Source organism: Rhizobium atlanticum (assembly GCF_030182485.1).
In the GTDB taxonomy this organism is placed as follows: Bacteria; Pseudomonadota; Alphaproteobacteria; order Rhizobiales; family Rhizobiaceae; genus Rhizobium.
The window spans coordinates 150,748-162,740 of record NZ_JAQJCJ010000006.1 but is presented as its reverse complement, the minus strand read 5'-3'; the positions used below and the strand labels follow the sequence as shown (position 1 = coordinate 162,740).

Genomic DNA, 11,993 nt, shown 5'->3' with positions numbered 1-11,993 from the left:
AGGTCATTTTATGCGAAACAGTACAAATGTCCAATCATTACGGCGGGCGGAATCTCGCCGCCTCCGCAAACAGGGGAAACCGACGATGAAACTCTATATGCACGCCGCGGCCTGCTCGCTTTCGCCGCACATCATCTGCCGGGAGCTGGGACTCGACATCGAGCTCGTCCAGGTCGAACGAAAAACCCACAGAACAAGCAATGGCGAAGATTACCTTGTCATCAATGGCAACGGCTATGTCCCGGCGCTGATGCTCGACGACGGGAAGGTACTGACCGAAGGACCGGCGATCGTGCAGTTTCTGGCGGAAGGCTCGGCCCTGCTGCCGGAAGTCGGCGATATCAGGCGCAACGAGGTTCAATCCTATCTCAATTTCATCACGGCCGAACTGCACAAGCCGATGGTACTGCTGTTCAATCCGATCTATTCCACCGTGCATGAGGAGATCCGCGCGCTGATCTCGAAACGGCTTGCCTGGCTGAACGATCGTTTCACCGCACCCTACCTTACCGGCGATGCCTTCACCGTGGCCGACGCCTATCTGTTCGTCTGCCTCAACTGGTCGCCCTGGATCGACATCGATTTGAAACAATGGCCTGATCTGCACGGCTTCATGGCTCGCGTCGCGGCGCGTCCCAAGGTGCGCGAGGCGCTGCAGGCGGAAGACCTTCAGGCCTTCGATGCCGACGGCGTCTACTTCGCCCCGCAAGCCTATCTTGCCTCGGCCGGACGGGCGGGCGAGCCAGTACGGCCGTAGCGCCGGCCGCTCTCAGAGTGCGTTGACGGCAACCGGCAGGGCGCGCTTATGCGCCGTCGCCCGATAGGCGGCAAGGATCCGGCGGCGAGCAATCTCGCCGACCGGCTTGCCTTCAAGAAAATCGTCGATCTCGTCATAGGTGACGCCATAGGCCTCCTCGTCGGGACGTAGCGGCCGCTGATCCTCGAGATCGGCGGTCGGCACCTTGAAGACCAGTTCGTCCGGGGCGCCGAGCCGCTTTGCCAGCAGGCGGACGCGGCGCTTGTTGAGGCCGGCAAGCGGCAGGATATCGGCCGCACCGTCGCCGAACTTGGTGAAGAAGCCCATGACAGCCTCGGCCGCGTGATCCGTGCCGATGACGAGACCGCCGAGCGCGCCGGCCAGAGCGAACTGGGCGATCATCCGCTGGCGCGCCTTGATATTGCCTAGGATGAAATCCCGTCGGCCGGCATCGGCGAAAGCGAGGCCGCCGTTTTGAGCGGCGGCCAGCATCGCATCCGCCGCCGCCTTGATGTTGACCACCATTGATCGGTCGGCGCCGATCGTGGCAAGCGCCCGCTTCGCATCGGCCTCGTCCGCCTGGACGCCATAGGGAAGGCGCACGGCAATGAATTCTGCAGAGTGGCCGCTGTCGCGCAGCTCACGCACGGCCTTCTGAGCGATGAGCGCCGCCGTCAGCGAATCGACGCCGCCGCTGATGCCGAGCACATAGCCGCGCATGCCGGAAGCGACGAGATAATCCTTGAGAAATTCGGTTCGCCGCTCGATCTCGTGCTCGGGATCGATCTCGGCGGCAACGCCAAGCTCACGGATGATCTCGCCTTGTTCGTCGGACAGCACGGTCATGGGTCGTTTCCTCGGTGTTATGGAGTTCGCGGGCACTATGGCGGTAGGAAAGCGAAGCGGTTTCGGGCACGCCCGCCCTGCATAGTCGAGCGAGTGTTTAACGTTTAGGATCAATCGGCGAAGCCGAAATGATTGCGTGACGACATTGTTCCCGACGAACTGCAACCTGCGTGAGGCCAGATGCAACGGGCATCTCAAACGCTCGTTACGTTGTCTTCGCTGAACGATTGATGACCGATTGCCGGCGTGGGACTGTTCCGCTTGGTGGGGCCGACGCGGATCTCCATTTTGCCACGCATGCCAGACGGCCTTCCAGTCCCCGAGGTTCGCAGTTTGTAATCGCTTATTGGGTCGATTACTCCCGCTTCGCGGGACCTCTCCGGCCCTACACTTGCGCTCCGGGCGTTCGCAGTTGCAATCGATTCACCGGATCGATTGCTTCGGCTGCGCCGAACCACTGCTCACTCCTCGCTATCGCTTCGGCCGTGGGCCCAATTCATGTAGAGTTCCAGCGCCTTGCGGCTGACCGGGCCTTCCTGGAGATTGCGGTCGTCGAGGCGGGTGACGCCGACGACTTTGGAATAATTGCCTGTCGTGAAGATCTCGTCGGCTGCGAGGAAATCTTCGACCGAGAGCGTGGCTTCCACAACGTCGAATCCGGCCTTGCGCAAGAGGCCGATGACGCGGGCGCGGGTGATGCCGGCGAGAAAGGTGCGGTTGGCAGCCGGCGTCATCACCACGCCGTCGCGCACCAGGAAGACGTTCGAGGAGGCGGTTTCGACGACGTTGCCATTGAGGTCGCGCACCAGCGCATTGTCGAAGCCGCGGCTGCGGGCCTCGGCGATCATGCGGCCGCTGTTCGGATAGAGCGAGCCGGTCTTGGCCTCGGTCATCGCTGTTTCCGGCGAAGGACGGCGATAGGGCGAAACAGTGAGGCTGGTGCCGCCATGGCCGCCCATCGGCGCCTCGAACAGGCAGAGTGCGAAGCGGGTCGATTCGGCATCGACGGAGACGACGCTGCCGGGCGAACCGTGTTCGCCCCAATACATCGGCTTGATATAGATCGCCGTGGCGCCATCGAATTTCGCAACCCCCTCCCAGGCGAGTGCGGCGATCTCCTCGGCCGACTTCACCGGCTTCAGCCCCATGGCAATCGCGGAACGGTTGACGCGCTGGCAATGCAGGTCGAGATCCGGCGCTATGCCGTCAAACCAGCGGGCGCCGTCGAAGACCGAGGAGCCGAGCCACATGGCGTGCGACGTCGGCCCGATCAGCGGCGGATTACCGGGGAGCCACTCCCCGTCGACATGAGTCCAGGTGGTTGAACGCGGTGATGTATCGACGGCCATGCTGCCCTCCCCTATCAAGTCGGGAAAGCAAAAGCCGCAGCGGCAAGTCCGGTCAAGGACAAATCCGGGCGGGAAATGCGGAAGCAAGAAAATGCCGGAGGACGCCGCGCAGCCGCAATATTCGTGCGCGGCGACGGGAGCTTCGGCGATGGTTGCATCAGCAAAAATGATGGAATGAATGTTGGATCGGCCAGCTGCCGCATGCGATGATGACGAACCGCGGGATAGCTGCAAGGGAGACGCCGATGAAAGCCATGTTCTACGAAGCCTTCGAACAGGCGCCCGAAATCCGCACCCTGCCCGATCCCACGCCTTCCGAGGACGGTGTCGTCATCGCGGTCGGCGCAAGCGGGCTCTGCCGCAGCGACTGGCACGGCTGGATGGGCCACGATCCCGATATCCGCCTGCCGCATGTGCCTGGACACGAGCTTGCCGGGCGCGTCGTCGCCACCGGCCGTGGCGTCATGCGCTTCAAGGTCGGCGACCGGGTGACCGTGCCCTTCGTTTCCGGCTGCGGCCATTGCTCGGAATGCCATTCCGGCAACCAGCAGGTCTGCCCGAACCAGTTCCAGCCGGGCTTCACCCATTGGGGCTCCTTCGCTGAATATGTGGCGATCGATTATGCCGACACCAATCTGGTGCATTTGCCCGATGCGATCGAGGATGCGACGGCGGCAAGCCTCGGCTGCCGCTTCGCCACCTCGTTTCGCGCCGTCGCCGACCAGGCGCGCACCGGGCCCGGCGAATGGATCGCCGTGCATGGCTGCGGCGGCGTCGGCCTGTCGGCGATCATGATCGCCACCGCACTCGGCGCCAATGCGATCGGCATCGACATATCGGAGGAGAAACTCGCCTTCGCGCGCGAATGCGGCGCGGTGGCGACGGTCAATGCGTCTGATGTCGCCGACGTGGCCGAAGCGGTGCGCAAGATCACCAAGGGCGGCGCGCATGTCTCGATCGACGCGCTCGGTCATCCCGCCACCTGCTTCAATTCGATCAAGAATCTGCGCCGGCGCGGCCGGCATGTGCAGGTAGGGCTGATGCTCGGGGAATACGCCACCCCGCAGATTCCGATGGCGCAGGTGATCGGCCACGAACTGGAAATCTACGGCAGCCACGGCATGCAGGCCTGGCGCTATGACGCGATGCTGGCCATGCTTTCGGCCGGCAAGATCGCCCCGCAGAAACTGATCGGACGCCGCGTCAGCCTCGAGGAGGCCGTGCCGGCGCTGATGGCTCTCGACAAGGCGGAGGCGACAGGGATCAGCGTGATTACGCGGTTTTCATAGGGAGCGTCCGAGTCTGGGCATAAATGAAGTCGCAAGGAGAGAATACATCTTCTCCTCTTTGAGTATCATCGACCGACCGCTAGACTCACTGCACTGGGCATATAATCTGTCACTGCCTGAGGTAACGGAACGGTTCTGCGGTTGGTGGACAGTTTCCGGTATTTTGACGGTGTTAGGTTGTGGTGGCGGAGAAACACCCGGTTGAAATTTGAAAGATTGCGATAGCCCACCTCGAAGCAGATGTCCGTTATCGGCATAGAGGTATCGGTCAATAGCTGGCCCGCCTTCCAGATACGAAGCTTGTTGACGTGGTCGGTGAAGCTGTGGCCGCTGTTTTTCTTGAAGAATCGCGAGAAGGCGCTGTCGCTCATGCCGACCATGCGAGCCATATCAGGCAACCGGATATCCTCCGACAGGTTGGCGAACAGATATGCGAAGACCTGTTGCAGGGCTTCGAGCGAACCATAGCTCAGGTCCGGCACGTAAGCCTCCGAAGACAGTATATCGAACTCGTCGGTGTCCCGCAGCAGCGAGAGCAATGACAGGAAGGTCGAAAGCCGCACCGAGCCGGACTGGAACTCCATGTCGAGTATCAGCGCCTCCGCCTGATCCCGCGCCCGGCCCTTGAAGGAGAGCCCCCGCTTTGCGCGAGCGAGAAAGTCACGTAGCCCCGCCAGTTCCGGCAGGAAGGCCGAAGCCTGCTCCAGCTTGGCCGGCAGAAACTGGATGACGATGTCACGTCCTGGAATGCGCTCATCCGGCCCGAGCGGCGTCACCCAGTCGTGCGGCAGGTTGCTTCCGATGACGGAAATATGGCCCGGGGTGAACGCGCCGACATGATCGCCTGCAAGTAGGACGCCGCTGGCGTTGGGAATATAGTGGATCTCCACCTCCGGGTGGAAATTCCAGACGTTGCGTTCCCACGGATAGTCGTCGCGGCGCCAGAGGAACGACTCGTCCGCGCCGGTCAAGACATATTCAAATCTCGCGACCGTCGGCGAAATAACTGACATTGCGCACATTCTCCCGTGCCTCCCAGCATGCCCCATACGCCGACAATCAATATTAGATTGTGCAACGCACACAAGAAATCATGAATAAATTCGGTATTTCGCGCATGAGAGTATCAGTATTGCGCAACGGCCGCGCTTGTGTCCACCCGTTCTTTCTACAACTATTGTGGTCCGTTGGGCGTCTTGGAGGAGAGTTTAGACGCACAACCGGACCGACTTTGCGATCCAAATGGAGGAGAACAATGAACAGTTTCGTCAAAGCCGTGGGCGTCGGCTTCATTTCGCTTGGCCTTTGGAGCTCGACCGCTCTTGCTCAGGATTCCTGGTGGAAGACTGCCGCCCAGCCCTATCAGGGCGCAACCATCCGGGGCATCTCGGAATCGACCCCAGCATCGAAATATGTCGAGCAGGTGCTCGGTCCGAAGTTCACCGAAGAGACCGGCATCAAGGTCGAATTCGAGGCGACATCCTGGGACCAGATGTACGACAAGGCGATCAAGGACATGGAGGCCAATACCGGCATCTATGACTTCGTCTATATCGAGCAGGACATCGTATATACGTATCTGGCCCGCAACTTCCTGGTCGATATCACCAAGTCGCTCGCCGATAATGCGAAAATCGCTTCGCCGGACTTCAAGCCGGAGAATTTCACCACTTTCCTGAACTATTTCAAGGATCCGAAGTCGGGCAATGTCATGGGTGTTCCCATGGAAGCATTCATCAAGCCTTATCTCTACCGCAAGGATCTTTTCGATGATCCGGCGATCCAGAAAGCCTACAAGGATTCCACCGGTGCGGATCTGAAGCCCGCGACGACGCATGAAGAGTATACCCAGATCGCCAAGTTCTTCACCGAATACGGCGCAGACAAGGAGCTCTGGGGAACCACCGTACAGGCCTCGTCGAGCCACCCCGCCGCCTTCTACGAATTCTTCGAGTCGGTCGCGCCGACCTTTGGCGTGTACAACTGGGGCATCGATGGCACGACCTTCGCGGCCACCGAAGCGAACGGCGGCCAGATGAACTCCGCCGCCGCGAAGAAGGCGCTCAACTACTGGATCGGCCTGCTGAAATACGCGCCGCCGGAATCGACGTCGTCCACTTGGGACGAGGTTGCCGGGACATTTGCCGCCGGCCGCGCAGCCCAAGGCCTCGTCTACGGTGAAAACGCTGCCTGGATCGCTACCGACGAAAGCAAGTCGACCGTCGTCGGCAAGGTGGGTGTGGCATTGCCTCCCGTCGAGGCGGGTGTCATGGAGGCAGCCGAATCCGGCAAAGGATATATCGGCTATTACGATGGTGGCGCGTTCGGCATCCCCCATTCGTCCAAGAACAAGGACGCGTCGCTGCTATTCCTGCAGTATATCGGTCAGGCTTCAGTGCAGACCGACTGGGCGTTGGCCGGCTCCCGCATCGTCATGAACTCGACCTACAACGATCCCAAGATCGTCGATCAGGACAAGAAGATGAACGGCTACTACACGCTGATGCGTGAGGATGGAAAGCTGTTCGCCGGAGCGCCGCCGTTCCCGTTCCACGCGCAAGTTCTGCAGGTAGTCGCGCCATTTATCTACAAAGCGATCGTCGGTGAGATCAAGCCGGACGATGCGTTGGACCAAGCCGCCACCGCAGCCGAAGCTGAACTCGTGAAGCTCGGCTACCGCAAGTAAAAGACCGCACCTCCCAAGCGGTTGGCGGCCGCCTTCAGCAAGGTGGCCGCCCCTTTCCTGACTGCGGTTTTCGGGCCTGCCCGCGGCGCTGGTAGTCAGGCGAATTAGTGTCAAGGACGATCTGACGGAGCGCAGGATGAGACAATCCAACATCGGATGGCTGTTTCTAACACCAGCCACGCTAATCCTGTTCGTCGTCGGGTTCGTTCCCTTTATCTACATTCTCTATGTCGGCTTCTTCGACTGGAACACCAACGCAGTCGACCCAACCCTGCGCTGGGCCGGCCTTCAGAACTATCGCAGCCTCGTTTTTGACACGACATTCCTGAACTCGCTTGCGCGCACGCTGGTCTTCGCATTCTTCGTCGTTGTGAGCGAACTGTTGTTAGGCTACGTCCTGGCCCGCGCGCTGATGGCGGACCGCCTGTGGGGCCGGCAGTTCTTTCGCACGATCCACACACTGCCGATCGTTGTCGCGCCCATTGCAGTCGGCGCTACCTGGCGGCTGCTTTGCGTTCCCGGCTTCGGCATCGTGCCCTATTACCTGAAACTGTGGTTCGGCATCGACTACAACATCTCGACCAATGCCTATCACGCCTTCGTCACGGCGATCATCATGGACCTGTGGCATTGGACGCCGTTCGTTACGCTGTCGCTCATGGCGGGACTGACCGCCTTGCCGAAAGAACCGCTCGAACAGGCGCAGATCGACGGCGGCAACAAGCTGCAGATTTTCTGGTACGTGATCGTTCCGATGTTGAAGCCGGTGCTGCTGACAACCGTCTTCATCCGGCTGATGGACGCATTGCGCTCGGTCGACGAAATCTGGATGCTGACCAAGGGTGGCCCGGCTGAGGCGACCCGGTTCATCGGCCTTCATATCTGGATCAACGTCTTTCCGAAGACCGATTACGGCTACGGTGCGGCCATGTCGCTGCTGACGCTATACGTCACGATCGTTCTGAGCTGGCTGCTGTTCGTTGCCATGACCGGCCGCAAGGGAGGCGCACAATGAGACGTTCCGGTATAGCGTCCTTCGTCCTTTGGATCTGTCTGACCATTCTGACACTGCTTCCGGTCTGGTGGATGCTGGTCGTTTCCATGCGCCCCCGCGTGAAGCTTTATTCGAAGTCGTTCCTCATCGACGATCTTTACTGGAACAATTTCCTGGCGGTGCTGAACAGCTCGACCTTCCTGCAGTATCTCTGGAATTCGCTGATCGTGGCGACATCGAACGCAGCGCTGGTGTGCGCGCTCGGCCTGCTCGCGGCGTTCGGGCTGTCGCGTTATAAAATCGGCGGCGGTGACAACGTGTTTTTCTGGCTGATCACCAACCGCATGGCGCCGCCAGCCGTGTTTCTGCTGCCGCTCTTCCTGCTGTTTACCAAGTGGTTCGTGTTCGGCGATTTCATGCTGTTCGACACGAAGATTGGCCTGATCCTGCTCTATTGCGTCTTCAACCTGCCATTCGCCGTCTGGCTCTTGAAGGGCATGCTCGACGGGATTCCGCTGGAGCTTGACGAAGCGGCGCGGGTCGATGGTGCGACAACCGGCCAGGTGCTGTCCAACGTCATCCTGCCGCTAGCGCGGCCGGGGTTGGCCGTCACCTTCATCCTGACCTGGATTTTCGCCTGGAACGAGTACCTGTTCGCAGCGACCCTAACGTCGTCGGCTCACGCCAGGACGGTGACGACAGCGCTCGCTGAATATGTCTCGGTGACCGGAACGAACTGGGGCGAGATGGCGGCGATGGCGTTCCTGACCACGCTCCCGGCCCTTATCGTGCTCGGCTTCGTCCAGAAGCACATCGTGACCGGCCTCACGTTCGGCGCATTGAAAGGGTAAGATGATGGCTGGCGTTCAACCCCAGAAAACCCAACGCGACGGATTCCTGCCTATCCGAACCAACGGCTTCGACAGGGGCTTCATCTCGGTCGTGATCCTAATCCTGGTGCATCTTCTCTGGATGCGCTTCCTGGAGGGCGTATTGCCCCTATGGGTGGCGACGGTGCTCTGCCTGGCGCTCGCCGTGTTCATTATCCGAAAGGGCTGAAGACATGAGATCACTCGTCCTCGAACGCAAAGACGAACTGCGCATTCGCGACCTGGACCCGAAGGAGGCGCTCGGTCCAACCGACGTGCGCATCGCCATCAAAACCGTCGGCGTCTGCGGATCGGACGTTCACTATTACACCCACGGCGCGATCGGCCCGTTCGTTGTGCGCGAGCCAATGATCCTCGGCCACGAAGCCGCCGGCATCATCGAAGAGGTCGGCAGCGCGGTACAGAACCTGAAAGTGGGCGACCGTGTTTGCATGGAGCCCGGCATTCCCGACCCTCAAAGTCGCGCGTCGCGGCTGGGTCTCTACAATCTCGATCCCGCGGTGCGCTTCTGGGCGACGCCGCCGGTGCATGGCGTACTCCGACCGAGCGTGGTCCACCCGGCGGCCTTCACCTTTAAGCTTCCGGACAACGTTTCGTACGCCGCTGGCGCTATGGTCGAGCCGCTGGCTGTAGGCTTTCAAGCAGTTTCCAAAGCGAGGCTGACGCCCGGTGCGATCGCGCTGGTCACGGGCGCCGGGCCGATCGGCATGGTGACAGCGATCGCGGCGCTGTCGGCTGGTTGCGCCAGAGTTATCGTTACCGATGTTGTCGACGAAAAGCTTGCCGTGGCGCGCAAGCTCGGCCCTGCCATCATGACCGTCAATGTACGCTCGCAGGACCTGAAGAGTGTCATAGCCCGCGAAACCGACGGCTGGGGCGTCGATGTCGTCTTCGAATGTTCCGGCGCGGCCGACGTGATCGCCGACACGGCGCACCATGGTTGCCCCGGCGGCGCCATCGTCCTTGTCGGCATGCCCCTGAAGCCGGTCCCGCTCGATGTCGTCATCGCCCAGACCAAGGAGCTGCGCATCGAACACGTGTTCCGCTACGCCCATGTCTACCCGCGCATCGTCGCGCTGTTGGGATCGAACCAGATCAATGTCGACGCGCTGATCACCGATACCTACGCTTTCGAGGATTCTGTCGAGGCGTTCGATTACGCCGTGCGACCGAAGCCGTCCTCCGTGAAGATCCAGATCGAGCTTGGGAGGTAGCATGTACCTGCGGAAGTTGGATCTCAGTGGCGGATGCAGGATACACCTCGTGGTGAAGCTGCCCGTGGACCCGTCCCGAATGATCGGCGGCCAAGCCGCCACAACTGACTAAGGATTGACACATGGCGACGATCGAGCTCGACCAGGTCGACAAGCATTACGGCTCCTATCACGCACTGCGCAACATCTCGTTCGATATAGCCGACGGTGAGTTCGTCGTACTGGTCGGTCCCTCCGGTTGCGGCAAATCCACGCTGCTGCGGTCGCTTGCCGGCCTTGAGGAGATCACCGGCGGCACGATCAAGCTTGGCGGACATCGCGTCGACAACATCGCTGCCAAGGACCGTGACGTGGCGATGGTGTTCCAGAACTACGCGCTCTATCCGCACATGACCGTTCGGGAAAACATGGCCTTCGCCCTGAAGTTGCGCGGCGAGAATCTTGCGGATCGCAATACCAAGGTCGACAAGGCTGCCGAGATGTTGCGGCTTACGCCCTATCTCGACAGATATCCGAAGGCGCTTTCCGGAGGCCAGCGGCAGCGCGTTGCCATGGGGCGCGCGATGGTTCGCCGCCCAAAGGCGTTCTTCTTCGACGAGCCGCTGTCAAACCTGGACGCCGCGCTGCGCGTAGACATGCGTTCGGAAATCAAAACTCTTCACCAGCGCCTCGGCGCGACTTCCGTGTATGTCACGCATGACCAGATTGAAGCCATGACAATGGCGGACCGCATTGTCGTGCTTCGCGACGGCAAGGTGGAACAAATCGGTGCGCCACTAGAGCTTTACGACAGGCCGGCAAATATCTTCGTCGCCGGCTTCATCGGATCGCCGGCGATGAACATGCTGCCGGCCACAATCGATCTCTCCTTGAACTCCGCGCGGCTCGCTGACGGGTCGGCCCTTCCCCTTCCACAAGGCACGCGGGCGAGTAACGGCCAGGAGGTTATATACGGCGTACGTCCAGACCAGTGGATACTGTCGAATGGCGATGCGGGGGTACCGGCAACTGTCGAGTTGATCGAGCCCACGGGGGCCGAAATTCTGCTGGCAGTCCAATTGGCGGGCAAGCGGGTCTTGTGCGCCTTTCGCGAGCGCCACGCGCTGAAGCCGGGCGACAGGATACGGGTCGACATCGATCCTGCCGCGGCTCATGTGTTCGACAGGCAAACCGAGCAAAGACTCCCGTTCTGAGCAACAGGCATCGGAAGGATCAACCATGTCGGACTTTACAGGAAAAACGGTCATCATAACCGGTGCTGGCAAGGGTATCGGTCGCGCCTGCGTTGAACTGCTCAGCCACCGTGGCGCTCGAATCGTAGCCTTGTCGCGGACGCAGGCCGATCTGGATGATCTTGCGGCAAAGTTCGGTGCAACCGTAATATCAGTTGACCTCGCCGACAATGCAGCAGCACGCGCCGCCATGAAGAAGGCGGGACTGGCAGACGCGCTGATCAATTGCGCGGGAACCAATGTGCTTGAAAGCGTCATCGACATGACGGAGGAGGGCTATGAGCAGGTCCTCGGCATCAACCTGCGGGCCGCGCTGATTTGTGCGCAGGAGTTCGCGCGGGCTCGCATTTCAAACGGCGGCGGCGGTACGATCGTGAATGTGACCTCGATCGCCGGACATCGTGGTTTCGTGGATCACGTGGCTTACGCCGCTTCGAAGGCGGGGCTGGAAGGCGCGACACGTGTGATGGCCAAGGAACTCGGCGCCTATGGAATCCGGGTCAATGCAGTGGCGCCCACGGTTACCATGACGGAGCTTGCCGCCAAGGCGTGGTCCGAGCCTTCCAAACGTAACCCGATGATTGTTCGCCACCCGATGGCGCGCTTTGCAGAGGTCGACGATGTCGCACGATCGATCGCACTGCTTATTTCAGAGGACGCAGCCATGATCAGTGGCGCAGTCCTGCCAGTCGATGGCGGCTTCCTTGCTGTCTGAAAATCAAAAAGGCGAGAGACG

Annotated in this window: 12 protein-coding genes; 9 read left to right on the top strand and 3 right to left on the bottom strand. The window is 60.7% G+C overall.

Annotated elements, in window-relative coordinates:
* Positions 1-85 precede the first annotated feature (85 nt).
* Positions 86-757, top strand: a complete 672-nt coding sequence (locus tag PH551_RS11170) for a glutathione S-transferase N-terminal domain-containing protein (protein WP_285193036.1) — start codon at positions 86-88, stop codon at positions 755-757.
* Between the two features lie 12 nt (positions 758-769).
* Here PH551_RS11170 and nadE read toward each other — a convergent pair whose 3' ends face one another.
* Together nadE and PH551_RS11160 are read right to left on the bottom strand one after the other, a co-directional pair.
* Positions 770-1,603 carry an ammonia-dependent NAD(+) synthetase gene (gene nadE, locus PH551_RS11165; protein ID WP_285193035.1) on the bottom strand — a complete coding sequence of 278 codons (834 nt, stop codon included), beginning with the start codon at positions 1,601-1,603 and terminating at the stop codon, positions 770-772.
* A gap of 461 nt (positions 1,604-2,064) precedes the next feature.
* Positions 2,065-2,952, bottom strand: coding sequence for a branched-chain amino acid aminotransferase (locus tag PH551_RS11160; protein ID WP_285193034.1), 888 nt, complete (start codon positions 2,950-2,952; stop codon positions 2,065-2,067).
* A 245-nt stretch (positions 2,953-3,197) separates the two neighbouring features.
* Between PH551_RS11160 and PH551_RS11155 the strand changes: the two genes are divergently transcribed.
* Positions 3,198-4,241, top strand: a complete 1,044-nt coding sequence (locus PH551_RS11155; RefSeq protein ID WP_285193033.1) for a zinc-dependent alcohol dehydrogenase family protein — start codon at positions 3,198-3,200, stop codon at positions 4,239-4,241.
* A 65-nt stretch (positions 4,242-4,306) separates the two neighbouring features.
* Here PH551_RS11155 and PH551_RS11150 read toward each other — a convergent pair whose 3' ends face one another.
* Entirely contained in the window at positions 4,307-5,254 is a 948-nt protein-coding gene (locus PH551_RS11150) for an AraC family transcriptional regulator (RefSeq protein ID WP_285193032.1), read from the bottom strand.
* Positions 5,255-5,496: 242 nt separating this feature from the next.
* Between PH551_RS11150 and PH551_RS11145 the strand changes: the two genes are divergently transcribed.
* The 7 genes from PH551_RS11145 (at position 5,497) to PH551_RS11115 (ending at position 11,972) form a co-directional block, all read left to right on the top strand.
* Positions 5,497-6,927 (top strand): extracellular solute-binding protein, encoded by a 1,431-nt coding sequence (locus PH551_RS11145; RefSeq protein WP_285193031.1) that lies wholly within the window; start codon positions 5,497-5,499, stop codon positions 6,925-6,927.
* A gap of 136 nt (positions 6,928-7,063) precedes the next feature.
* Positions 7,064-7,942: a carbohydrate ABC transporter permease gene (locus PH551_RS11140; protein ID WP_085777432.1), complete on the top strand. Its 879-nt coding sequence runs from the start codon at positions 7,064-7,066 to the stop codon at positions 7,940-7,942.
* A complete protein-coding gene (locus tag PH551_RS11135) occupies positions 7,939-8,772 on the top strand; it encodes a carbohydrate ABC transporter permease (protein WP_085777431.1) in 834 nt (277 codons plus the stop codon). The genes PH551_RS11140 and PH551_RS11135 overlap by 4 nt, the downstream gene beginning before the upstream one ends.
* 4 nt (positions 8,773-8,776) lie before the next feature.
* Positions 8,777-8,980, top strand: a complete 204-nt coding sequence (locus PH551_RS11130) for a DUF2160 family membrane protein (protein WP_207241065.1) — start codon at positions 8,777-8,779, stop codon at positions 8,978-8,980.
* 4 nt (positions 8,981-8,984) lie between these two features.
* The gene (locus PH551_RS11125; protein ID WP_097599883.1) at positions 8,985-10,025 is read left to right on the top strand and encodes an NAD(P)-dependent alcohol dehydrogenase; all 1,041 of its coding nucleotides are present in this window, start codon (positions 8,985-8,987) and stop codon (positions 10,023-10,025) included.
* Positions 10,026-10,147: 122 nt separating this feature from the next.
* Complete coding sequence (locus PH551_RS11120; RefSeq protein ID WP_285193030.1) at positions 10,148-11,218, top strand: ABC transporter ATP-binding protein; 1,071 nt, start codon at positions 10,148-10,150, stop codon at positions 11,216-11,218.
* Positions 11,219-11,243: 25 nt separating this feature from the next.
* On the top strand, positions 11,244-11,972 hold the full coding sequence (locus PH551_RS11115; RefSeq protein ID WP_285193140.1) for an SDR family oxidoreductase: 729 nt from the start codon (positions 11,244-11,246) through the stop codon (positions 11,970-11,972).
* Positions 11,973-11,993: the final 21 nt, after the last annotated feature.

Coding starts and splice junctions, on each gene's coding strand:
- PH551_RS11160 (WP_285193034.1), bottom strand. CDS start 2,952: ATGGCCGTCGATACATCACCGCGTTCAACCACCTGGACTCATGTCGAC.
- nadE (WP_285193035.1), bottom strand. CDS start 1,603: ATGACCGTGCTGTCCGACGAACAAGGCGAGATCATCCGTGAGCTTGGC.
- PH551_RS11140 (WP_085777432.1), top strand. CDS start 7,064: ATGAGACAATCCAACATCGGATGGCTGTTTCTAACACCAGCCACGCTA.
- PH551_RS11150 (WP_285193032.1), bottom strand. CDS start 5,254: ATGTCAGTTATTTCGCCGACGGTCGCGAGATTTGAATATGTCTTGACC.
- PH551_RS11130 (WP_207241065.1), top strand. CDS start 8,777: ATGGCTGGCGTTCAACCCCAGAAAACCCAACGCGACGGATTCCTGCCT.
- PH551_RS11120 (WP_285193030.1), top strand. CDS start 10,148: ATGGCGACGATCGAGCTCGACCAGGTCGACAAGCATTACGGCTCCTAT.
- PH551_RS11125 (WP_097599883.1), top strand. CDS start 8,985: ATGAGATCACTCGTCCTCGAACGCAAAGACGAACTGCGCATTCGCGAC.
- PH551_RS11135 (WP_085777431.1), top strand. CDS start 7,939: ATGAGACGTTCCGGTATAGCGTCCTTCGTCCTTTGGATCTGTCTGACC.
- PH551_RS11155 (WP_285193033.1), top strand. CDS start 3,198: ATGAAAGCCATGTTCTACGAAGCCTTCGAACAGGCGCCCGAAATCCGC.
- PH551_RS11170 (WP_285193036.1), top strand. CDS start 86: ATGAAACTCTATATGCACGCCGCGGCCTGCTCGCTTTCGCCGCACATC.
- PH551_RS11115 (WP_285193140.1), top strand. CDS start 11,244: ATGTCGGACTTTACAGGAAAAACGGTCATCATAACCGGTGCTGGCAAG.
- PH551_RS11145 (WP_285193031.1), top strand. CDS start 5,497: ATGAACAGTTTCGTCAAAGCCGTGGGCGTCGGCTTCATTTCGCTTGGC.